Annotated in this window: 21 protein-coding genes; 15 read left to right on the top strand and 6 right to left on the bottom strand. The window is 61.9% G+C overall.

Annotated elements, in window-relative coordinates; translation table 11 throughout:
* Nucleotides 1–4: 4 nt before the first annotated feature.
* Complete coding sequence (locus ACTJKE_RS13895) at nucleotides 5–706, bottom strand: aldolase (protein WP_113478417.1); 702 nt, start codon at nucleotides 704–706, stop codon at nucleotides 5–7.
* A gap of 74 nt (nucleotides 707–780) precedes the next feature.
* On the opposite strand from ACTJKE_RS13895, the gene ACTJKE_RS13900 reads away from it, so the two are divergent.
* Nucleotides 781–1,914 carry a DUF2336 domain-containing protein gene (locus ACTJKE_RS13900; RefSeq protein WP_057255631.1) on the top strand — a complete coding sequence of 378 codons (1,134 nt, stop codon included), beginning with the start codon at nucleotides 781–783 and terminating at the stop codon, nucleotides 1,912–1,914.
* Nucleotides 1,915–1,999: 85 nt separating this feature from the next.
* The gene (locus ACTJKE_RS13905; protein ID WP_348272249.1) at nucleotides 2,000–3,022 is read left to right on the top strand and encodes an SDR family oxidoreductase; all 1,023 of its coding nucleotides are present in this window, start codon (nucleotides 2,000–2,002) and stop codon (nucleotides 3,020–3,022) included.
* 9 nt (nucleotides 3,023–3,031) lie between these two features.
* Here ACTJKE_RS13905 and ACTJKE_RS13910 read toward each other — a convergent pair whose 3' ends face one another.
* Nucleotides 3,032–3,445, bottom strand: a complete 414-nt coding sequence (locus ACTJKE_RS13910) for a hypothetical protein (protein WP_112995924.1) — start codon at nucleotides 3,443–3,445, stop codon at nucleotides 3,032–3,034.
* A gap of 227 nt (nucleotides 3,446–3,672) precedes the next feature.
* Here ACTJKE_RS13910 and ACTJKE_RS13915 point away from each other — a divergent pair, with 227 nt between their 5' ends.
* On the top strand, nucleotides 3,673–4,143 hold the full coding sequence (locus ACTJKE_RS13915) for a GNAT family N-acetyltransferase (RefSeq protein WP_110878312.1): 471 nt from the start codon (nucleotides 3,673–3,675) through the stop codon (nucleotides 4,141–4,143).
* Nucleotides 4,144–4,272: 129 nt separating this feature from the next.
* On the opposite strand, the gene parE is transcribed toward ACTJKE_RS13915, so the two are convergent.
* Nucleotides 4,273–6,333, bottom strand: a complete 2,061-nt coding sequence (gene parE, locus ACTJKE_RS13920; protein ID WP_058328558.1) for a DNA topoisomerase IV subunit B — start codon at nucleotides 6,331–6,333, stop codon at nucleotides 4,273–4,275.
* A gap of 241 nt (nucleotides 6,334–6,574) precedes the next feature.
* Here parE and ACTJKE_RS13925 point away from each other — a divergent pair, with 241 nt between their 5' ends.
* From ACTJKE_RS13925 to ACTJKE_RS13950, 6 genes are all read left to right on the top strand, one after another.
* Nucleotides 6,575–7,459: an alpha/beta hydrolase gene (locus tag ACTJKE_RS13925; protein WP_440636953.1), complete on the top strand. Its 885-nt coding sequence runs from the start codon at nucleotides 6,575–6,577 to the stop codon at nucleotides 7,457–7,459.
* A gap of 127 nt (nucleotides 7,460–7,586) precedes the next feature.
* Nucleotides 7,587–9,029 (top strand): UbiA family prenyltransferase, encoded by a 1,443-nt coding sequence (locus ACTJKE_RS13930; protein WP_093232478.1) that lies wholly within the window; start codon nucleotides 7,587–7,589, stop codon nucleotides 9,027–9,029.
* Nucleotides 9,026–10,348: an FAD-binding oxidoreductase gene (locus tag ACTJKE_RS13935; RefSeq protein WP_162733539.1), complete on the top strand. Its 1,323-nt coding sequence runs from the start codon at nucleotides 9,026–9,028 to the stop codon at nucleotides 10,346–10,348. The genes ACTJKE_RS13930 and ACTJKE_RS13935 overlap by 4 nt, the downstream gene beginning before the upstream one ends.
* Before the next feature lie 93 nt (nucleotides 10,349–10,441).
* A complete protein-coding gene (locus ACTJKE_RS13940; RefSeq protein WP_058320563.1) occupies nucleotides 10,442–10,882 on the top strand; it encodes an EamA family transporter in 441 nt (146 codons plus the stop codon).
* Complete coding sequence (locus ACTJKE_RS13945) at nucleotides 10,879–11,889, top strand: NAD-dependent epimerase/dehydratase family protein (protein WP_058320564.1); 1,011 nt, start codon at nucleotides 10,879–10,881, stop codon at nucleotides 11,887–11,889. The genes ACTJKE_RS13940 and ACTJKE_RS13945 overlap by 4 nt, the downstream gene beginning before the upstream one ends.
* An 11-nt stretch (nucleotides 11,890–11,900) precedes the next feature.
* The gene (locus ACTJKE_RS13950; RefSeq protein WP_425986905.1) at nucleotides 11,901–13,352 is read left to right on the top strand and encodes an aspartate aminotransferase family protein; all 1,452 of its coding nucleotides are present in this window, start codon (nucleotides 11,901–11,903) and stop codon (nucleotides 13,350–13,352) included.
* Nucleotides 13,353–13,387: 35 nt separating this feature from the next.
* Here ACTJKE_RS13950 and ACTJKE_RS13955 read toward each other — a convergent pair whose 3' ends face one another.
* A complete protein-coding gene (locus tag ACTJKE_RS13955) occupies nucleotides 13,388–13,987 on the bottom strand; it encodes a YceI family protein (protein ID WP_058328562.1) in 600 nt (199 codons plus the stop codon).
* Nucleotides 13,984–14,604 carry a cytochrome b gene (locus ACTJKE_RS13960; protein WP_058328563.1) on the bottom strand — a complete coding sequence of 207 codons (621 nt, stop codon included), beginning with the start codon at nucleotides 14,602–14,604 and terminating at the stop codon, nucleotides 13,984–13,986. Before ACTJKE_RS13960 ends, ACTJKE_RS13955 begins: the two co-directional genes overlap by 4 nt.
* 234 nt (nucleotides 14,605–14,838) lie before the next feature.
* Here ACTJKE_RS13960 and ACTJKE_RS13965 point away from each other — a divergent pair, with 234 nt between their 5' ends.
* The 6 genes from ACTJKE_RS13965 to ACTJKE_RS13990 all read left to right on the top strand — a co-directional run bounded on the left by ACTJKE_RS13965 (nucleotide 14,839) and on the right by ACTJKE_RS13990 (nucleotide 20,659).
* Nucleotides 14,839–15,294, top strand: a complete 456-nt coding sequence (locus ACTJKE_RS13965) for a hypothetical protein (protein WP_058328564.1) — start codon at nucleotides 14,839–14,841, stop codon at nucleotides 15,292–15,294.
* A gap of 207 nt (nucleotides 15,295–15,501) precedes the next feature.
* Complete coding sequence (locus ACTJKE_RS13970; RefSeq protein WP_058328565.1) at nucleotides 15,502–15,972, top strand: GNAT family N-acetyltransferase; 471 nt, start codon at nucleotides 15,502–15,504, stop codon at nucleotides 15,970–15,972.
* 59 nt (nucleotides 15,973–16,031) lie between these two features.
* Complete coding sequence (locus ACTJKE_RS13975; RefSeq protein ID WP_063893394.1) at nucleotides 16,032–17,366, top strand: bifunctional class I SAM-dependent methyltransferase/GNAT family N-acetyltransferase; 1,335 nt, start codon at nucleotides 16,032–16,034, stop codon at nucleotides 17,364–17,366.
* Nucleotides 17,367–17,487: 121 nt separating this feature from the next.
* The gene (gene tpiA, locus ACTJKE_RS13980) at nucleotides 17,488–18,258 is read left to right on the top strand and encodes a triose-phosphate isomerase (RefSeq protein WP_057255645.1); all 771 of its coding nucleotides are present in this window, start codon (nucleotides 17,488–17,490) and stop codon (nucleotides 18,256–18,258) included.
* A 130-nt stretch (nucleotides 18,259–18,388) separates the two neighbouring features.
* Nucleotides 18,389–18,883 (top strand): preprotein translocase subunit SecG, encoded by a 495-nt coding sequence (secG, locus tag ACTJKE_RS13985; protein ID WP_057255646.1) that lies wholly within the window; start codon nucleotides 18,389–18,391, stop codon nucleotides 18,881–18,883.
* Between the two features lie 138 nt (nucleotides 18,884–19,021).
* Nucleotides 19,022–20,659, top strand: a complete 1,638-nt coding sequence (locus ACTJKE_RS13990; RefSeq protein ID WP_082663638.1) for a CTP synthase — start codon at nucleotides 19,022–19,024, stop codon at nucleotides 20,657–20,659.
* 98 nt (nucleotides 20,660–20,757) lie between these two features.
* On the opposite strand, the gene ACTJKE_RS13995 is transcribed toward ACTJKE_RS13990, so the two are convergent.
* On the bottom strand, nucleotides 20,758–21,945 hold the full coding sequence (locus ACTJKE_RS13995) for a DUF418 domain-containing protein (protein ID WP_058320570.1): 1,188 nt from the start codon (nucleotides 21,943–21,945) through the stop codon (nucleotides 20,758–20,760).
* Between the last annotated feature and the right edge of the window lie 114 nt (nucleotides 21,946–22,059).

Genomic DNA, 22,059 nt, shown 5'->3' on the forward strand with positions numbered 1-22,059 from the left:
TAGGTCACGTGTTGCTTACGATCGTTGCCTGTTCGATCGAGTTGCAAACGACCGAGGCAAAGCCGTTGTCCCGGCTCAGTGAATGCGCCCACCGTGTCGCGGCTTCGTCGGGGGTGGCAGCAGGTAGCACCTCATAGGCGGGCACACCAGCTTCGCACGCCCTCAGGACCACATATGCTCGTCCGGCAAGGATCGGCGCTGCGACGCGTTGATGGGGAGCGCTGGTCGGCTCCAGACAGCCAAGGGACTTGGCCAACGCTGCACCGTTGAAGATCAGCGCTTCCAGGCGGGACGACGAACCTGTCAGCGGATTGGGCGATAATAGGCCTCCCGGCGAGCCGCCGTATTCCGCATAGATCCGAATACGGTTGGGCGCGGTACCGTTGGCGGCTTCCGCAACCCGCAACATCACGTCGAGCCGTTGTATGTCGGCGCGCCCGCGGCATCCGGAAAGCACGATACCGTCGACACCGCTGTCGAGCAGCCGGTTCAATGCCTCTTCGTCCAGCCGCTCCAGCGGTTCGACGCGCGCAAGAAGGGCGAAGCTGCGGCCTGCCAAACGCGCCATGCTGCGCACTATTTCTGTGTCGCAACCGATATCCATGATGACACCGGCGAGCGCATTGAGCACAGCGACTTCCATCGCCGGAGCCGTACCCTTAACGATCAGCAACGGCTTCATGGTTTGGGAGCGGTTAACAGACATGGTGAACCAATCTTAAACCTTTGCCGGCTAGGGTTTGAACATCGGTGGCATTGGCGTGGTCTAGTGGGGCGTAGGTGATCATACAAGCATTTCTTCGCTGGGTGGAAACGGCGAGAACGGGTGAACGCACCCGCGCCGCCAGTGCGCTCGGTCGCGCCTATGTCGACGCGCAGATGAATGGCCTCGATCGCCGCGCCGCTGAGATGGCGATGACCTTCCTGCTCGACGATCCGTCGCCGAAGGTTCGGCGTGCACTCGCTGATGCGCTTTGTGGCTGCTCGTCCGTTCCGCGCGGCATCATTCTCGGCCTTGCCGAAGACCAGCCGGAAATTGCCTATGTCGTCATATCCCGCTCGCCTGTCCTGACCGATGAGGATCTGGTCGACCTTGCTGCCAGGGGAACGCTCGAAACGCGCGCTCTGATCGCGGCGCGCAGTTTCGTCTCCCGTGCCGTATCGGCCGCAATCGCTGAAATCGGCGGTGAGGAAGAAATTCTGATCCTCCTGGAAAACGCCGGCGCCAACCTGTCGCGCCGATCGTTGAAACGCATTGCCGAGCGTCTTGGCTGCTTCGCGGCCGTGCGCGACCTGTTGCTTGCCCGGCCGGACCTGCCAAGCGATGCCCGCCACGCGCTGGTGGAAGAGGTGGGAGCGGCGCTGGCAGCCTTCGGCCTGGTGCAGATGGCGATCGGCGAAGCCCGGGTCCAGCGGATCATGCGGGAAGCTTGCGATATTGCTGCCGTCGGCATGGCCGGGACGCTGGCTGTGGACGAGTTGCCTGGCCTCGTGGTGCATCTGCGTGAGACCGGCCGCCTGACCCCAGCCTTCCTGCTGCACGCGCTGGTGACCGGCCGTGCGGAGTTTTTCTCGGCCGCGATCGTCGATCTCTCCGGCGTTTGCGAGAAGCGCGTGCGCTCCATCCTGTCCGGCGGCCGCGTTCATTCGATCCGTGCTCTGTTCGAGAGCGCCGGCCTCGGCCACGATGTCAGCGAAACCTTTGCTGCGGCTGTGCTTTTCTGGCGCCAGGACACTTCAGCTGGAAACGACAGCACGGCTTCCGTCTCCACGGCGCTGCTCGCGCGGCTGCGGAATGAGAGCCCGTCCTCGGTCAATACTGCGATGATCGATCTGCTCGAACGCCTGGCATTTGCCGAGGAACGGCAGTCGGCTCGCAATTATGCGGAACTTGCGGCGCGGCAGGCCGCCTGACTTCTATTGCGGCGGATTGTATCCGCGACGTAATACTGCTGGCGGCCCGATGATTGCGGGTTCGCGGTCAATGAGGAACTGACGCATGAACGCGAGGGCCGACGCAACCGTTGCTGTAACCGGCATAGGCGGCTTTGTCGGGCGTCACGTCGCGCTCCTCTTGTTGCGGCGGGGCTATGACGTACGCGGCACCGTTCGGGACCTAGCGCGCGCAGAGGAGATCGAACGATCAATCCGCGCCGCCGGCGGCACGGAGGCGGCCAAACTGAGTTTTGCTGAAGCGGACCTGCTGGGCGAAAAAGGCTGGGCCGATGCCTTCGCTGGCGTTTCCTATGTCATGCACACGGCATCGCCGTTTCCGGCGCGTCTGCCTGCCGACGAGGCCGATCTGATCGGACCAGCGCTGGACGGCACGCTGCGCGTTCTGAAAGCCGCCCGGTCGGCCGGCGTTCGCCGTGTCGTTCTAACCTCTTCGATTGCCGCGGTCATCTACGGGGCCGGTCGTGCGCCATACACCGAGGACGACTGGACCGATCCGCAATCGCCGCTGGCGACGCCCTACTACCGCTCGAAGACCTTTGCGGAACACGCGGCATGGGACTATGCGGCTGGAAAAGGGCTTGAGTTGGTGGTCATCAATCCAGGCATGGTCCTCGGGCCGCTGCTCGGGCGCGAGATCGGCACCTCTGTTGCCGTGGTTCGAAACCTCCTGAAAGGCGGGTATCCCGCTCTGCCGAAGTTCGGCGTACCCGTCGTCGATGTTCGTGACGTCGCCGATGCCCATCTAAGGGCAATGACCGTTGCCGATGCGGCGGGCGAGCGGTTTCTGATCGCTGGAGAGACGTTGTCTATTGCCGACATCGCGTCCGTTCTGCGCCGTGCGTTTCCCGCGCATGCCGCCAAGCTGCCGAAGTTCATTCTGCCGAACTGGCTGGCAGGCTTGGCTGCTCCCTTCGATGCCGGTTTGCGCCTGATCGTCCGGGAGTTGGGACGCGACTCCCGCATTTCCAACGAGAAGGCGCGTCGCGTTCTGGGCTGGCAGCCGACGAACCAAAGAAGAGGCGGTCATGGCCAGCGCCGAAAGCCTGATCGGCACTGTCTGGTGTGAGCGTGCCCGCTAGTTGGTGAAGCGGCGAGCGACCCAGGAATAGCCGTCTTCGATGTAGTGCACCGGCTTTGTGACGATGGTCTTGAGCTTCTCCCGGTCCGGCATGGCGCCGGACAGGAAAGCCAGCGTCCGTTTCGGCAGGTTTTGTTCCGGCTCCGGTTCCGTCACCTGCGAGGGCGGCATCTGGCTCTGTTGCGAGCCGACCGGTGGTGGGGTGAGGTCGGCAAGGGCTGGGCCGGAGGTTTCGCAAACCGCGACGACGACCGGATAGTTGGCGTTCGAGAACTTCGGTAGTTGCGCCTGCGAGTCCGTGTCGCATTGGGCGATCGACGGCCATGTGCCGTTGACCGTCGAAATGTACTGGCATTGGCTGACATCGTGGTCGCAGCCGAGAATGGTCATGACAATCAGCGCCGCTTGCATGGTGATCCTGTCGGTCCCTGGAGGTTGTGATGCGATCAACCTATGCCTGTGCGATTCTCCCCGAAATAGGGCGGCGTTGCAGGTGATAGGGAACAAATTGTTTCAGCCCGTTAGCCGGATTGATAGGGTAGCACCGGGCGCGCCTGCGTCATTTGACGTATTGGCTGGCGGTACGGGTGGCACTAACGTCCGGCCGCAAACAGTTAAAATCGACAAGGACGAAACAATTGCCTGCCGTAACCATAGCCCTGGAGCAGCCACGCCAAGCGCAGGTCGTGCGTCTGCTGGAACTCTCCGACGCCTATGCCGCTTCGCTCTATCCCGCCGAAAGCAACCACATGGTCGACCTTTCGAGCCTGGAGCAGCCGGGGGTTTCCTTCTTTGTGGCGCGGCGTGACGACAACATCGTCGGTTGCTGCGCCCTGGTAGAGGCCGGCGACGGTACGGCTGAGATCAAGCGTATGTTCGTGGATCCGGAGGCGAGGGGGCTGAGGCTCGGCAAGCTGCTGTTGCAGGCACTGGAAGCGCGCGCAGGTGAACTCGGCTACACGGCAATTCGCCTCGAAACCGGCATCTATCAGCCCGAAGCGATCGGACTTTACAAGGCGGCCGGCTATATCGAGCGTCCGCCCTTTGGTTACTATCAGCCGGATCCGCTCAGCCTGTTCATGGAAAAGCCTGTTCGCCAGGCGGCATGATCTCGCCACGCCGAGTGGTCCCGTGAGCTGAAAATCAAAACGGCGGCGCGAGGGCCGCCGTTCTCAAAATTGATTGCTCAGGGAGTGCGGCGCGCAAGAACGTCATGCGCCTTCGCATCCATCGCCCAATCAGATATCCAGGTTTTCGGCGAACACGGCGCGCTCCTGGATGAAGCGGAAGCGGGCGTCGGCCTTCGTCCCCATCAGATTGTCCACCGCCTCGCGCGTGCCCTCGAAATCAATCTCGTCGATCTCCACCTTGAGCAACGTGCGGAACTTCGGGTCCATCGTCGTTTCCTTGAGCTGCGCGGGCAGCATCTCGCCAAGACCTTTGAACCGGCCGATCTCGACCTTGCCGCGACCGGCGAATTCGGTTCGCATCAGTTCTTCGCGGTGCGCATCGTCGCGGGCATAGAGCGTCTTCGAGCCCTGGCTGATGCGGTAGAGCGGCGGTACGGCGAGATAGAGGTGACCGCCGCGAATGAGCTCTGGCATCTCCTGATAGAAGAAGGTGATGAGCAGCGAGGCGATATGCGCGCCGTCGACGTCGGCGTCGGTCATGACGACGATGCGTTCGTAGCGCAAATCCTCTTCGCGGTACTTGCTACGCGTGCCGCAGCCGAGTGCCTGAATGAGGTCGGTGATCTGCTGGTTGGCGCTGAGCTTTTCGCGGCCTGCGCTCGCGACGTTGAGGATCTTGCCGCGAAGCGGCAGGATCGCCTGGTTGGCGCGGTTGCGCGCCTGCTTTGCCGATCCGCCAGCCGAGTCCCCTTCGACGATGAAGAGTTCAGCGCCTTCGGCCGTGTTCTGCGAGCAGTCCGCAAGCTTGCCCGGCAAGCGCAGCTTGCGCACTGCCGTCTTGCGGTTGACTTCCTTTTCCTTGCGCCGGCGGACGCGCTCTTCGGCGCGCTCGACCACCCAGTCGAGCAGCTTGGCGGCTTCTCCGGGATTGTCGGCAAGGTAGTGATCGAAGGGGTCGCGGAGCGCGTTTTCGACGATGCGCTGTGCCTCGACCGTCGCGAGCTTGTCCTTCGTCTGGCCGACGAATTCCGGTTCGCGGATGAAGACCGACAGCATGCCCGCCGCCGAGATCATCACGTCGTCGGTGGTGACGATCGACGCGCGCTTGTTCTGCGTCAGTTCGGCATAGTTTTTCAGGCCTTTGGTCAGCGCGATGCGGAAGCCCGCTTCGTGCGTGCCGCCCTCGGGCGTCGGGATGGTGTTGCAGTAGGAATGGACCTGCTGGTCGCCGCCGTACCAGGTGACGGCCCATTCGAGCGAGCCGTGGCCGTTGGCCTTCTCCGACTTGCCGGCGAAGATCTCGCGGGTGACGGTGAATTCCTTGCCGAGTGTGGCGGCAAGATAATCCTTCAGGCCGCCCGGGAAGTGGAAGACGGCCTTGTCCGGGATCTCCGAGCCTTCCTGCAGCAGCGACGGATCGCAGGACCAGCGGATTTCGACGCCGCCGAAGAGATAGGCCTTCGAGCGCGCCATGCGGAAAAGCCGTCCGGGCTCGAAATGCGCGTGCGGACCGAAAATATCCGGGTCCGGATGGAAACGAACGCGCGTGCCGCGGCGGTTGTGCACGTCGCCGAGTTCCTCGAGCCCACCCTGCGGAATACCGCGGGAGAAGCGCTGCCGGTAGAGCTTGCGGTTGCGTGCGACCTCGACCTCGAGCGCATCGGAGAGCGCATTGACGACGGAAACGCCCACACCGTGAAGACCGCCCGACGTCTCATAGGCCTTGCCGTCGAACTTGCCGCCGGCATGGAGGATGGTCATGACGACTTCGAGCGTCGACTTGCCCGGGAATTTCGGATGGTTCTCGACCGGGATACCACGGCCGTTGTCCGTGACCGTCAGGAAGCCGTCGGCATCGAGGTGGACTTCGATGAAATTTGCATGACCGGCGACCGCTTCGTCCATCGAGTTGTCGATGACTTCGGCGAAGAGGTGGTGCAGCGCCTTCTCGTCGGTGCCGCCGATATACATGCCCGGACGACGACGAACTGGCTCCAGCCCTTCGAGCACCTCGATCGCCGAAGCATCGTAGTCGCTGCCGTCGCTACCCTTCGGGGCAGGGCGCGGCTCTTCGCGCGCGACTGGTGCCACTGGCACAGCCGGTTTGGCGCTCGGCTGTACGGGCTTCGGTTGCTCGGGCATTGAGAAGAGGTCGCTGTTGTCGTCCATGGGGCCGTTCGGATCGTTCCTGTCACTTGGGGAGAGGCCATAGCAAGACCTCGACTTTGCCGCCATCCCCCGGCGGTCGAATCACCTGAATTCTGCCAGACTCCCGCCGAAAGAGCGAACAAAAGGAGAATGCTGGCATCGCTTGCAGGTGAAATGCCGCCTTTGCGGCCCTGTTACGGAGCAAGTGTTGCTTTGGCGTCCGTGCGATGGCAAGGCTTCCGGCCAAAGAGGGAGCCCGTCATTGGCCGTGTCCACAACTGTTTTTCCGTTTCGCCGGCTTTTTCTGGCTGCGGCCTTCGCCGCAGGCGCTTCCGCGGCTCAAGCGCAGACATTGAAACCCTTCAAGGACGAGCTTTTCTCCTATGCCAAGGTGCTGCAACAAAATGATGGCGGCGACGACCTGACGGTGGAATATCAGGAACTGCGCGACATCAACGAACGGGACGAAATTCCGGAACGCCGGGTGAAGCGCGCCTATGTTTCGCTGGGCGTGAAAAGCGAGCAAGTCAATGAGAAGCTCGACATTGGCGGTCGCTTGCTTGACGTGACCCGTGTCGGTCCGGATCGCGGCGCTGCCTTCACGGTGATCTTCATCCACGGCCGCGGCGGTGATCGCCGGCTCGGCACCAACGATTTTTCCTTCGGCGGTAACTTCAATCGGCTGAAGAACCTCGCCGTCGCCAATGGCGGAGTCTACTACGCGCCGAGCGTCCGCTCCTTCGACACGGCAGGCGCTGCGGATATTGCCGGCCTGGTCAAACAGGTTTCCGAGCACTCAGGCGGTCGCCCCGTGGTGCTGGCCTGCGCCTCGATGGGAAGCTTCATCTGCTGGGGCGTTTCGCGCGATGCCTCCGCGGTCGCGGCTCTCAGCGGCATGATGGTCATGGGTGGCGTAAGCGACCCCGATTTCACCAAGAGCGCTGCTTACAAGGCGAATCTGCCCATGTTCTTCAGCCATGGCAGCCGCGACAGCGTCTATCCGGCCGAGAGCCAGAAAGCGCTCTATCGCACGCTGAAGGGCCAAGGCTACCCGACACGCTTCGTCCTCTTCGAAACCGGCTCGCACGGCACCCCGGTGCGCATGACCGACTGGCGCGATGCATTGAACTGGATCGGTCGCCGCTGACCTTTGTCCGCGCCGCTGACATTTGTTAACCAGCCCGACAGTTTCCGGGCGAGATTGTGGCCCGCGTTTCCACTCTGGAAAGTTGAAGACGTCATCATGCCCGGCAATTATGGCTGGGATGGAATTCATGGACGCGCGCACCGAGACACGGCACATTCCGCTGTGTGTGGATCTGGACGGTACTTTGTTGGCCGCCGATACGCTGTGGGAAGGTGCGGCGATCATTCTCTTGCGCAATCCGCTGATGCTCTTTCCCATGCTGTTCTGGTTGGCGAAGGGCAAGGCGCGGCTGAAGCATGAGGTGGCCTTGCGTTCCGGCCGCAAGGCTCAGGACTGGCCCTACCGGCAGGCCGTCATCGATCGGCTCGCCGAGGAGAGAAAGGCGGGCCGCGAACTGGTGCTCGTCACCGGCGCTGCACCGTCGGTCGCCAGAGACGTTGCCGATCATGTCGGACTTTTTTCCTCGGTCATGCATTCGACCGATGCGCTCAATCTGACGAGCAGCCGCAAGCGCCAGGCGTTGGTCGATCGTTTCGGCGACGGTGCCTTCGACTATATGGGCAACAGCCGTGACGATATCGCCGTTTTCGAGGTAGCGCGGCGTGCGATCGTGGTCGCCCCGGATGCTGCGGCGGAGAAGTGGCGCCGCAATCATGACGCGGAACGGCTGGAGACCGGCAAGGTGAGCGCGCTTGCGCCGTTGAAGTCCATCCGCGTGCATCAATGGGCGAAAAACGTACTCATCGGCGTGCCGATGATCCTCAATCATGAGGTGCTGCATTTCGACGCGATCATGAGCGTCATCGTCGCCTTCTTCGCCTTCAGCTTCCTCGCCTCGGCGGTCTATGTCATCAACGATCTTTCGGACCTCGCCAATGATCGCCGCCATGCAAAGAAGCGTCACAGGCCGCTCGCCAGCGGCCAGATGTCGGTGCCAACAGCGCTCATTCTTGCCGGCTGCCTCGTCCTGGCATCGCTGTCGCTGACGCTGTTGCTGCCATGGAAATTTGCCGGTGTGCTGGCGTTCTATGCCTGCGCGACGACTGCCTATACCTTCGTGCTGAAGCGCAAGCTGTTGGTCGACGTCTTCACGCTCGCCGGCCTCTACACCACGCGCATTGTTGCCGGTGCCGCGGCCACGGGCACGGAACTCTCCTTCTGGCTGGTCTCCTTCGCCATCTTCTTCTTCCTCAGCCTGGCGCTGGTGAAGCGCTATGTCGAGTTGCACGAATTCGACGACAAGGATGGCGGCAACGTTCCGGGGCGCGGCTATCTCGCTGTCGATTTCGAGATGGTGGGGCAGGCTGGCGTTGCTTCCGCTTTCACCTCGGCTCTGGTCCTTGCGCTCTACGTGCACAGCAAGGAACTCCAGGAAATGTACACCACGCCGTGGGCGCTGTGGCCGCTTTGCCCGCTGGTGCTCTATATGTTGTTGCGCATCTGGATGCTCGCGCGTCGCGGCATGCTGCATGAGGACCCTGTTGTCTTCATCATGCGTGACTGGCGCAGCCAATTGACCATGCTGATCGGCGCGCTGTTGATACTGTTTGGAGCCATCGGGCCGCAATGAGTTTGCAAGACCATAAAAGCTGGGGCCGCCTCGACAATCGCGCGCGGCCGGCCATTTCGCCTGACGACTATGAGGATCGCCTCGGCAGCCTGGAGGCGGAAGGCTACTTGCCCTTCGGCAATGGCCGCAGCTACGGCGACAGTTGCCACAATGACCGAGGCACGCTGATCGAAAGCCGCCGGCATGGCCGGATCATCGCCTTCGATCCCGGCACCGGCATGATGACCTGCGAGGCCGGCGTGACGTTGCGCGAGGTGCTCGAACGCGCGATCGAACATCGCTTCTTCCTGCCGGTCACCCCCGGCACGGCTTTCGTGACCGTCGGCGGCGCACTTGCCAACGACGTGCACGGCAAGAACCACCATGCGCGCGGCACCTTCGGCAATCACGTGACAGGTTTCACGCTTCTGCGCTCGAACGGGGATCGATTGACCTGTTCGCCCGGAGAGAACGCTGAACTCTACGCTGCGACCATCGGCGGCATGGGCCTGACGGGGTTGATCCTGACCGTGGATCTGCGGCTGATGAAGGTGCCGTCGCCGCACGTGCAACAGCATGCGATCCGCTTCGATAATCTCGACCAATACTTCGCCCTCGTCGATCGGGTCGACGACGAGCACGAATATTCCGTTGCCTGGATCGACCAACTCGCTGTAGGAGCCCGCGCGGGCAGGGGCGTACTGCTGGCCGGCGACCATGCCGACGGCTCCTGTGAACTGCCCGATATCCCGAAGGGATTGAAGCTTTCGGTGCCCTTCGCGCCGCCCTTCAATCTTCTGAACCGGACAACGCTCAAGGCCTTCAACGAATATTACTTCCGCAAGGAAAAGCCTGGCGAAACCGTGACGACGGTTCCCTGGACCTCCTATTTCTATCCGCTGGATGCCATCGGCGCCTGGAACAGGCTTTACGGCCCACGCGGTCTCTATCAGCACCAGAGCGTCTACCCGGCAGAGCGGGCACCGGCGATCACCGCGCAACTCATGGAAACGGCTCGCAAGGCCGGCCATGCGTCGTTCCTGACGGTTCTCAAGCGTTTTGGCGATATCGGCTCGCGCGGCGTTCTGTCCTTCCCGCGACCCGGTTTTACTTTGACATTGGACTTCGCCAATCAAGGTGAACGGACAGTAAAGCTGCTGGATGCGCTCGATAGCATCGTGGTGGAGGCAGGCGGTGCGGTCAATCCGTACAAGGATGCTCGCATGAGCCCGCAAGTCTTTGAAATGTCTTTCCCTTCCTGGAGGAGGCTCGAGGCGTTGCGCGATCCAGCGCTCGTTTCCAACTTCTGGAAGCGCACGGCTCTGGCTTTGCCAGAATGAGAATGCAGATAATTTTATTCAAATAAACTTTCAAACTTCACGGAAAATCCGTCTCTTGCCCGTAAGTACATTTTCGGGACTGGGAGTAAAACAATGAAATATATTCCATTCATTCTCTTTACGGTGCTTACCAACGCTGCCGCTCAGCTCATGCTGAAACAGGGCATGCTGACGCTCGGGCCGATTTCTATGACCGCTGAAACGGCGATCGTCCGGCTGTTCCAGATCGTCTTCAACCCCTGGGTCTTTGCCGGCCTCGCGACCTTCGTCATTTCGATGGCGTCGCATCTCTATGTGCTGTCGAAGGTCGAGCTTTCCTTTGCTTATCCGTTCCTGAGCCTCGCCTACGTCGCAGTCGCGGTCTTCGCCTATTTCGTTTTCCGCGAGGACCTCAATGCCTGGCGCATCGCCGGCATCGCGCTGATCTGCGCAGGAACCCTTCTTATCGCCCAGTCGGGCATCTCATCCCACGCCGATGACAAGTCGGCGGATGCAGCCGGGGTGAGCACTGCAGAATTCGGGAGCAAGTCATGAAACACATCATCTTTGGTGGCGACGGCTTTGTTGGCCGTCACCTGGCGGAACGTCTAGTCAAGGACGGCGAGGACGTGGTGATCGCCGATATCGTCAAGTCCGACCTGCCGCATTACGGCCGCGCCCGCTTCGTCCATTGCGACGTCACTGACCTGAAGGCTGTACAGAAGGTCGGCATCGGTCCCGATGACATGGTCTACAATATGGCGGCCAAGATGCTGTCGCCGCTGCAGATCCGCTCGAAGCGCTGGGAATTCTTCTGGCCCGTCAACTATTACGGCGCCGAAAACATCATGAAGGCCATGGACGCCGCCGGCGCATCGCGCCTGGTGCAGTTCACCACCGACATGATCTACGGCCACACGGTGCAATCGCCGCAGACCGAAACCCATCCGGCAAAGCCGCTCGGCGAATACGGCAAGTCGAAATGGGCGACCGAGCAGCTTGCGGTGCAATGGCGCAAGCAGGGCATGAACATTTCGATCTTCCGCCCGCGCCTGATCATCGGCCCCGGTCGTCTCGGCATTCTCGAGAAGCTGTTCAAGCTGATCGACATGAACCTGCCGGTGCCGATGATCGGCTCGGGCAAGGTGCCCTATCAGTTCATCTCGGTCTTCGATTGCGCCGAAGCTGCACGCCTTGCCTGGAAGGGTGGCGTGCCGAATGAAGCTTACAATCTCGGCTCCGACAATCCGCCCTCGGTGCGCGACCTGCTCGGCAATCTCATCGAGCACGCCGGTTCCAAATCGTTCCTGCTGCCGACCCCCGCCTTCGCGGTCAAGCAGACGCTGGCCTTCTTCGATCTGATCAACAAGCCGATCATGGATCCGGAGCAGTATCTGATCGCAGACGAGATGTGCGTGCGTGAGACCGGCAAGCTGAAGCGCGAGCTCGGATGGCGTGCGGAATACAATGATGGCGACATGCTGGTCGCCGCCTATGACGAATATCGGGCAAAGAAAATGGGTGCCGCGGCCACCGCCGCCGTCGCCGTGCCGGCCGAATGAGGGGAGACACCATGTTGGACATACCGAACCGTATCGCCGTTGCCGCCCCTTCGCTCGATGGTGGTGTGACAAAGCCCGAACTGATCACCGTGGAACAGGCAAAGGCCATGTCGATCGGCGACATCACCACGGCTTTCAAGGAGCATCTGAATCCCGGACAGCTTCACTTTATGAAGCTTCTTGGCTTCCACAAGGTGAAGATCGAAAGCGCCGAGGGCATGTTCTACACCGACCAGAACGGCCGCAAGATCCTCGATTTCTTCGGTGGCTTCGGCTCGCTGGCCTTCGGCCATAACCATCCGCGCATCCTTGAAGCGCGGCAGAAGTTCCAGGACGAGAAGCGTCACGAGATCGCCATCGCCTTCATGTCGCAATATGCGGCGGCGCTGGCCAAGAACATCGCCGCCTGCTCGCCGGGTGACCTCGACATGGTCTTCCTCGGCTCGTCCGGCTCGGAAGCGATGGAGGCTGCCGTCAAGCTTGCCGAGCGTGCGGCCGGTCCGAAGCGGCCTAAGGTCGTCTATGCCGAGAATTCCTTCCACGGCAAGACCAAGGGTGTGCTCGCCATCACCGACGGCCAACTCTATCGCGCCGACTTCAAGCTCACCGACAATACGGTGCGCGTTCCCTTCGCCGATATCGACGCGGTGGAAAACGCCTTCAAGTCCGATCCGGAAATCGGTGTCATCGTGCTCGAAACCATCCAGGGAGGCGGCGGCATCATCCAGGCGCCGGCCGAGTATTGGCAGAAGCTTCGTGCGCTCTGCGACAAGTACGGCGTGCTCTGGGTCGCCGACGAGGTACAGTGCGGTTATGGTCGCTCCGGCCGCTTCTATGCGTTCGAGCACTATGGTGTCGTGCCTGACGTGACAGCGCTCGCCAAGTCGCTCGGCGCCGGCAAGGCAGCCGTCGGCGCGATGATCGCCCGTCGCGAAGTCTACATGAAGGCCTACGGCACGTCGAAGACCGCAATGATCCATGCCATGGCGACCTTTGGCGGCATGGGCGAGGCCTGCGTCACGGCGATCGAAGGCATCAACGTGCTCTATGACGAGCACCTGATCGACCGGGCCGCCGACAGCGGCAACTATCTGCTCGATCGCCTGCAGGCGCTGAAGGAGAAATACCCGAAGATCATCAAGGACGTTCGCGGCCAGGGGCTGATGGTCGGCCTGGAGTTCCAGGACTTCAGCCAGACGCTGCCGATGGTGCTGCGCCCAGTCGTCTCCATGCTTGACGACAAACTCAAGGGTTCGTTGTCCGGCTTCATCGGCGCGCTGCTCCTACGCGACTACGATGTGCTGGTGGCCTTTACCGAATACAATCGCAACGTCATCCGGCTCGAGCCGCCGCTGATCTGCGAGCGCGCTCATGTCGACCAGTTCATCGCGGCGCTCGACGACCTGCTCGGCCGCGGTATCGTGCGCATCGTCAAGGATTTCGTCGGCAGCCAGATCGGCTGAGCCGAGGACTTGCGTTCATAAAGGGGCAGGGGCGTTCACCGCCTCTGCCCTTTGATGTTCATGTCGAACTCGACGACGTTGGAATAGATCGGCGTGCCGACATCCATGCCATAGGGCGAACGGTGGATGTTGCCGCGGATGTTGAAGGCGATCGAGCCGCGGTTCCAGTCAAGCAGCGTCACCGAGAAGCGTTCCTTTCGCGAGGTGCCGCGGGCGGTCAACGTTCCTTCGACCGCCGCCGTAGCGGGGCCGGTCTGCTTCACATTCGTCGAACGGAAGGTGACGGTGCTGTAGTTCGCGGTGTCGAAAACGGCGCTGGACTTCAGGAAATCCTCGGTCCGCTTCTCTCCCGTTTTCACACTTTCCGGGTAGAGCGTGAACTCGACGGTCGAGTGGTCGACATCATTTCGGTCGATGCGGAAGCTGCCGGAAAATTTGCCGAAGTCGCCGACGATTCCTCCGCCGCCTGCTTGTGCTACCGTGAAATGGATACGGGAAGCGGGCGTGATGCCGTAGTTTCCGGCCGCATCGGCAAGGTCTGGCGCGGCGCCGACAGCGAGCGAGGGACTAACGGACATGGCCGCCAGCAAGGCGAGTGCAATTGCCTTGGGTGATGGTTGCAAGCGCAGTGTCATGGTTTCTTCCTTCCAGCGATGACCGGATCCGCGCCCGCCGTTTGGGAGCGTTTATGGCGTCGCGATCCGGTTGGCAGCATGCGGACGAGGACGTCGTCCCGCCGCGCAAAGTGGTGGTAGAGGGCGGCCAATACGTGAAGCGTCACAAAGACGAGGAGCAGATAGGCGAGCGTCATATGGACGAGCGTCCAGAGGTTCTCAGCCGGTGCCGATTTCGCCATCGGCAGATGCGGTATGACGACCCAGTTGAAGTAAAAGCTTGGGATGTTCAGCGTCGAGGTGGATGCGACGGCCCAACCGGCAAGCGGGACAGCGAGCGCAAGCCCCATGAGCACGATATGAGTGACGCTGCCTGCGCGCTGCTCAAGGGGGCTGAGGCCTTCCGGCGGCTTCGGATGAAGCTCGACCACGTGCCAGAGGGCGCGCACCACCGCCAGGCCAAGCGCGGTGAAACCCAGCGACTTGTGCCACTGGTACAGCGAAAACTGCAGCACTGGGTCGATCGGAACCCGGCGCATGATGAAGCCGAGGGCGAGCAAGGCAAGGATGATCGCCGCAATCGTCCAGTGAAGGATGATGGTGACCCAGCCGAACCCGGCCTTGTCGTTGCGCAACATGTTCGTCTCCGTGGTCGCCAGCCCGGCCGCTACAACTCGGTTACGGCGGTGAGACCCATGAGCTCATGCTTTTATTCGCCGATAATACCGTAAAATTGCACTGCGATCTTGTTGACGTCAGCAAGCTGTGGTCCACTTGCGGTGGAAGGGGACACGGAGGGGTTGTTCCTGGAAGCAGTTGGGCTGGCGTAGATGACGAAGAAAAAAACGACACCGAAGAAAAAAACGACACCAATGAGTCCGCATGAGCGGGAGGCTTATGATCTGGCTCGCACGGGCATCCGCCTTGGAACCGAAGGCAAATATGGCGAGGCGATCGATGCCTGGCGTCTGGCATCCGACATAGCCGATGCCCACCTCGCTTTCACGGACATGTATTACTGGATCAAGAGTGGTTACGGCGCGGCACTTTGCGATGCCGGGCGGTACCGCGAGAGCATCGCCGTCTCGCTGCTGTCCCGCGAGTGGACCTTGGAGCGGCGCCAGCCGCTTTCGTCGCTTTCGATCGCACGCTCCTACCTCGCTCTTGGCGAAGGCGAGGCGGCTGCCCCTTACCTGCGCGAGGTTCACGGCTTGATCGGCGATGCGATCTTCGAGCAGTTCGACGAAGACGTGGAGGCGGACGTTCACGCGGCGATTGCCGGCCTGGAGAACGGCGGTACACATCCGTCAGCAGGCCGACCAAAGTGACTTTGGGTTTCTAGGGTAGGGCCAGGACCATCTGCGAACCGGAGTCTAGCGCCGTTCGCTATCGCGAACGGTCAGGCGTTTTCTCGCCATGATTTCATCATACGTGCCGTTTGCCCCTTTAGCGGGTGATCCGAAGTCGACCGTTCTGGTTCCGGCTCTTTTTTAACATTTTGATTTTTCTTAGGAGTTTCCAATGGTGGGACCGTATTGCCGTCTGATGCCGAAATTACCCTCCGGCGCATTTCAGCCCTGACCGTCTGCGACGTCTGCGAGCTCAGCGAAACGCTAAGCGACGAACAGCGCAGCATGGTGGCGGACAACGGCACCTCGATTGCCGAGGCGCATTTTTCCGAGAATGCCTGGTTCCGCGCTGTTTATGCCGAAGAGACGCTGGTCGGCTTCATCATGCTGCATGAAGGATCCGACTGGGACGACGGTATCGATTGCCCCGGCGTCTATCTCTGGCGCTTCATGATTGCCCGCCCGTTCCAGGGCAGGGGCTTTGGCAAGCAGGCGATTGCCCTTGTCGTTCGTGATCTGAAGGCGCGCGGTCTTCGCGAACTCTACACGAGTTACGGACAGGGTCCCGGCAGTCCCGAAGGATTTTATCGAGAGCTCGGCTTTGAGCCGACGGGCGAGCACTATGACGACGAGCTCGAGGCCGTGCTGAAATTCTAAAAACAGCGCAGCATGGGGCCCTGGCTCCGTGTCTGCCGCACGATTTTCATGAGTAGACTATGAGTAACGATCTACACGAGGCCAATCGCCTCTCCTGGAATGCGGCGACAGTCGCGCACAACAGCCATAAGGGCGACCAGGCGGCCTTTTTCCGTGCCGGGGGCTCCACGCTCTATCCGGAGGAAATCGAACTGCTCGGTGATATCGCCGGGCTGGACCTCCTCCATCTCCAATGCAACTCCGGCCAGGACAGCCTGAGCCTTGCGCGCCTCGGCGCGAATGTGACCGGCGTCGACATCTCGGATGAGGCGATCGCCTTCGCCACGCGGCTTTCCGAAGAATGCAGGATCGCGGCCAGATTCGAACGGTCCGACCTGTTCGAATGGTTCGAGCGTGCCCGCGCAGACGAACGGCGGTTCGATCGCGTCTTTGCGTCCTACGGCACCATCTGCTGGCTGTCGGACCTCGGGGTCTGGGCGCGCGGTATCGCCGATGTACTCAAGCCCGGCGGGCGCTTCGCCTTCATCGAGTTCCATCCCTTCGCGATGGTCTTCGACCCAAGCTGGGAGCCGCACTATGACTACGCGCCGAAGGAACCGGTCGCCGAAGCGGGCGTCGGCGACTATGTTGCGGATTCCGGTGCCGGTCTTGCGGCCGGAGGCTACCAGGAGGGTGTGGTGGGCTTTAGCAATCCCCACCCATCTTTCGAGTTCAACTGGGGCATCGCGGATGTGATCCAGGCGCTCATCGATGCCGGGCTCCGGATCGAGCGTCTGACGGAATATCCCTATTCCAACGGCTGGATCGGTTTCGAAGGCATGCGCGACCTTGGTGGCCGGCGTATGGCGCCGCCTGCAACCATGCCAAGCCTGCCGCTTATGTATGCGATTGCGGCATTGCAGCCGCAAGGGAAGCAGGGAGCGGGGGGCAGGGGCCGGGCGGTCGCTGGCGCCAAGCCCATCACCATCCGGCCCTGGCGCCCCGAGGAGGGCGAGCGGCTGTTGGCAATCTGGCTCGCGGCGTCGCGCTTCGGTCATCCGTTTCTCGGCGAGACGCGCCTTGTCGAGCAGCAGCAGGTGGTGCGCGACACCTACCTGCCGATGGCCGACAACTGGGTCGCCGAAATCGAAGGGAAGGTCGTGGGCTTCATCGGGCTGATCGGGAATTTCATCGGCGGGCTGTTCGTGGATCCGGACATTCGCGGTGCCGGTATCGGTCGCGCGCTTGTCGAGGATGCTACCGCCCGGCTCGGGCGACTGGATGTAAGCGTGTATGCCGACAACCAGGCGGCGGTCGCGTTCTATCTCCGCCTCGGTTTCGTCGAAACCGCACGCAAGGCGACCGACGACGAAGGGCTGCCGTTTGCCGTGGTCGAGATGACGCGCGCCGCATGAGGTGTCTTTGCGGCGGGGCAGGCAACCAGCCCCGCCGTCGGGAATAATCGCCGTCAGCGCTTTTATTTGCCGGCCGCATTTGCTAGGCCGCTTCGGGAGAAAAGCATCCGGAGGAAACTGCATGACGCCCGATATCCGCCCGCTCGTCGCCGGCAACTGGAAGATGAACGGAACCCGCGCCTCGCTCGATCAGATCAAGGCGATGGCCGAAGGGGTCAAGGGCGAACTCTCCGCCAAGGTCGAAACGCTGATCTGCCCGCCTGCGACCCTGCTCTACGTGGCGACGGCGCTTTGCGACGATAGCCCGTTGCTGATCGGCGCGCAGGATTGCCATCAGAAGCAGTCGGGCGCCCACACCGGCGACGTTTCCGCCGAAATGATCGCCGATTGTTTCGGCACCCACGTCATTGTCGGTCATTCCGAGCGCCGCACCGATCATGCCGAAAGCGATGCGCTGGTGCGTGCGAAGACGGAAGCCGCACACGCCGCCGAACTCGTGGCGATCGTCTGCATCGGCGAAACCGGTGACGAGCGCAAGTCCGGCAAGACCCTTGATGTCCTGAGGCGCCAGCTCGCCGAGAGCTTGCCGGATGCGGCGACCGCCGAAGACACCGTCATCGCCTACGAACCCGTCTGGGCGATCGGCACGGGCCTGACCCCGACCGCAGCCGATGTCGAGGAAGCGCACGCCTTCATGCGCAAGGAACTCGTTTCGCGCTTTGCCGACGCGGGAGCCAAGATGCGTATCCTCTATGGTGGCTCGGTCAAGCCTTCCAATGCGAAGGAGTTGATGGGCGTCGCCAATGTCGACGGCGCACTGATCGGCGGCGCGAGCTTGAAAGCCGAAGACTTCCTCGCCATCTACCGGGCTTATGAAGAATTGACGGCCTGATCGCCCGGGTTGCCGGGCAGGGGCTTGGAATGGCGTACGGCTTGGTATAAAGAGGCGAAAAATTGCGCCCGGCCAGGCCGAGTTTGCGCATGGTTTGATTCGTGTGCCCCAAGGGCAGGACTGGAAGCTGATGCAGACCGTACTACTCGTCATCTATCTCATGGTGGTCGTCGCCCTGATCGGCGTCGTTCTCATTCAGCGTTCCGAAGGCGGTGGTCTCGGCATCGGCGGCGGCTCGGGCTTCATGTCCGCCCGCGGCACGGCCAACGCGCTGACCCGCACGACGGCGATCCTCGCCGCGCTCTTCTTCGTTCTGGCGCTCGCGATGGGCATCCTCGCTCGCTATCAGCCGCAGGCGACCGACATCCTCGACCGTATCCCGGGCACCAGCTCGAACGGCGGCGGCGTTCTCGATTCGCTCGGTGGCGGCAACACCCAGGCTCCGGCCGGTGGCGCCACGCAGCAGCAGCCGGGAACGGCCCCGGCAACCGGTAACGGCGCTGCGACTGGCAACGGTGTCCCTTCGACGGCGCCGGCAACATCGGGCGAAGCTCCGGCAGGCGGCACAACGACTGAGACGCCCGCCAACAACAATTCGGGATCGCAAGTTCCCAGCGGCCAATAAGGCCGCAATTCAGAAGAACCCGCCGGCGGATGTTTCATCCGCCGGTTTTGTTTTGTGTGAAGTCTGCCTCCATCCCAAGACGAAAAGTTCTGGAACATGAATTTTTCGGTGGCGGAATCATTTGTTAAAAGGTATCCGGTGACTCCCATGGCGCGATATGTATTCATCACAGGCGGCGTGGTTTCCTCCCTCGGAAAAGGCATCGCTGCAGCGGCTCTCGGAGCACTGCTGCAGGCGCGTGGCTACCGGGTGAGACTGCGCAAGCTCGACCCCTACCTCAACGTTGATCCGGGCACCATGAGCCCGACCCAGCACGGTGAGGTTTTCGTAACCGATGATGGTGCGGAGACCGATCTCGATCTCGGCCACTATGAACGCTTCACAGGGCGTTCGGCGACGAAGACCGACAACATCACCACCGGCCGGATCTACAAGAACATCATCGACAAGGAACGGCGCGGCGACTATCTCGGCGCAACCGTTCAGGTGATCCCGCACGTTACCAACGAGATCAAGAGCTTCGTTACCGAAGGCAACGACGACTATGATTTCGTGCTCTGCGAAATCGGCGGCACGGTCGGCGACATCGAAGCGATGCCGTTCATGGAGGCGATCCGCCAGCTCGGCAACGATCTGCCGCGTGGCACCGCCGTCTACGTCCATCTGACGCTGATGCCGTATATTCCGGCGGCCGGCGAGCTGAAGACCAAGCCGACGCAGCATTCGGTCAAGGAACTGCAGGCGCTCGGCATTCATCCCGATATCCTGCTCGTTCGTGCCGACCGTGAAATTCCGGAAGCCGAGCGTCGCAAGCTCTCGCTGTTCTGCAACGTCCGCCAGTCGGCCGTTATCCAGGCGCTCGACGTTGCCTCGATCTACGACGTTCCGATCGCCTACCACAAGGAAGGCCTCGACAACGAAGTGCTGGCCGCCTTCGGCATCGAGCCGGCGCCGAAGCCGCGCATGGAAGCCTGGGAGCGCGTTGCCGATCGTATCCGCACGCCGGAAGGCGAAGTCACGATCGCGATCGTCGGCAAGTACACCGGCCTCAAGGACGCCTACAAGTCGCTGATCGAAGCGCTGTATCACGGTGGTATCGCCAACCGGGTGAAGGTCAAGCTTGAGTGGATCGAATCGGAAGTCTTCGAGAAGGAAGACCCGGCACCCTATCTCGAGAAGGTACACGGCATCCTCGTTCCCGGCGGCTTCGGTGAACGCGGCTCCGAGGGCAAGATCAATGCGGCGCGTTTTGCCCGCGAGCGCAAGGTGCCCTATTTCGGCATCTGCTTCGGCATGCAGATGGCGGTCGTGGAAGCGGCACGCAATCTCGCAGGCATCGAGAAGGCCTCCTCGACCGAATTCGGTCCGACGAAGGAGCCGGTTGTCGGCCTGATGACCGAGTGGGTGAAGGGCAACGAACTCGAGAAGCGTTCGGCCTCCGGCAATCTCGGCGGCACCATGCGCCTCGGCGCCTATCGCGCGTCGCTCAAGGGCAGCACTAAGATCGCCGAGATCTATGGTTCGACCGATATTTCCGAGCGCCACCGCCACCGCTACGAAGTCAATGTCGACTACAAGGACCGCCTTGAGGCTTGCGGCCTAGTCTTCTCCGGCATGTCGCCGGACGGCGTGCTGCCGGAAACGGTCGAATATCCGGATCATCCGTGGTTCATCGGCGTTCAGTACCATCCGGAACTGAAGTCGCGCCCGCTCGATCCGCATCCGCTGTTTGCGAGCTTCGTCGAAGCGGCGCTGGAACAGTCCCGTCTCGTCTAAGCCGGGCTTGCATCGATCAGGAAAGGCCGGTCTCGCGACCGGCCTTTTTCATGCGCGCTGGTGTGCGGAACTGCTCCCGCGGTCAGTCGGAGGTGTTGTCAGCGCGCCCCGACCGGTTTGCGCCATTGCGGCGCCCGCCAGATGGTGATGAAGCGCAAGACCCATTCGAGCGGGCCGTAGGCGAAACGGGCCATCCACCAGCGGCTGATGAAAAGCTGCGCCGTGTAGATACCAAGGGCGATCAGCACGGTTGTCAGTGGTGTGGCCTGGCCGATGAGGCCAAGGCCGTAGCCATGGAAGATCAGAGCGGCGATCAATGATTGCGCGAGGTAGTTGGAGAGCGCCATGCGGCCGGCAGGCGCCAGTAAGTTGCGCAACCGCTGCCCGGCCTTCGTTCCGAGGAACAGCATCACGCCGCCGACATAGGCACCCGTCAGGAACGGCCCGGTAATCAGCCCGATCGAGAGCCCGATGATGGCGACGGGCGAATCGATCATCTCGACGCTGGCATAGGCATAGACGATGGCGCCGGGCAGGCCGATCCACAGGCCGGCGCGCAGCAGGCGTTGGAACAACGCCTTGTTTTCTTCCGGCCGCGCCAGCGTCTTGTGACGGCCGGCGATGAGCCCGAGTACGAACATCGCGAGTGCCGAGGGCGCCTGCAGCAAACCCAGGATCACCCAGACGGACGAAAGCTCCGTCAAGTGTTGGCTGATGATTGCCTGCCAGTCGCCTCGGAAGGCAAGTTCGGTTGCCTTGGCGGCGGCAAGGATGCCAGGCCGATCAAGCGGCGTTGGTTCCAGGGTGGCAACAATCCCGAGTGCGCCCCATGCGACGGCGACGAGAATCACCAGCCATTTCGCCAGGCGGAAGAGGGCACCGTCGCTGCGGTTTCGCAGCATCAGGAGGACAATGCCGAGCACGGCATAGGTGGTGAGAATATCGCCATGGAAGAGCAGAACCGCATGGGCGACACCGATCAGCCAGAGGCCGGCCTGCCGACGCAAGAGCCGCGGCACGAAGGCCTCGCCGGATTTTTCCGCCGAGCGCATCTGCAGGGTGAAGCTGTAGCCGAATAGAAATGAGAACAGCAGGTAGAACTTCATCTCGAAGAACAGCGCGATCACAAGATGCACGGTGCGATCGGCAATGCCGGTGAAGGCGGGGTCCGCGAGTTCCAGTCCGTAGAAGGCGGAGGCGAAGGCCATGGTGTTGACGAGAAGGATTCCGAGCAGTGCAAAGCCGCGAAGTGCGTCGACATCGTCGATGCGGTCGGGGTTGGTCATTCGTGTTCTCCGTAGCGGAAGGCGTGGAGGATCGCGCCGTAGCCGATTGAAACAGAAGTCTTTTGCGACAAATGAACCTCTCGATCGCCAGTGGGTGCAGGCAACGCCGCTCCG

Source organism: Ensifer sp. 22521, assembly GCF_052044795.1.
In the GTDB taxonomy this organism is placed as follows: domain Bacteria; phylum Pseudomonadota; class Alphaproteobacteria; order Rhizobiales; family Rhizobiaceae; genus Ensifer.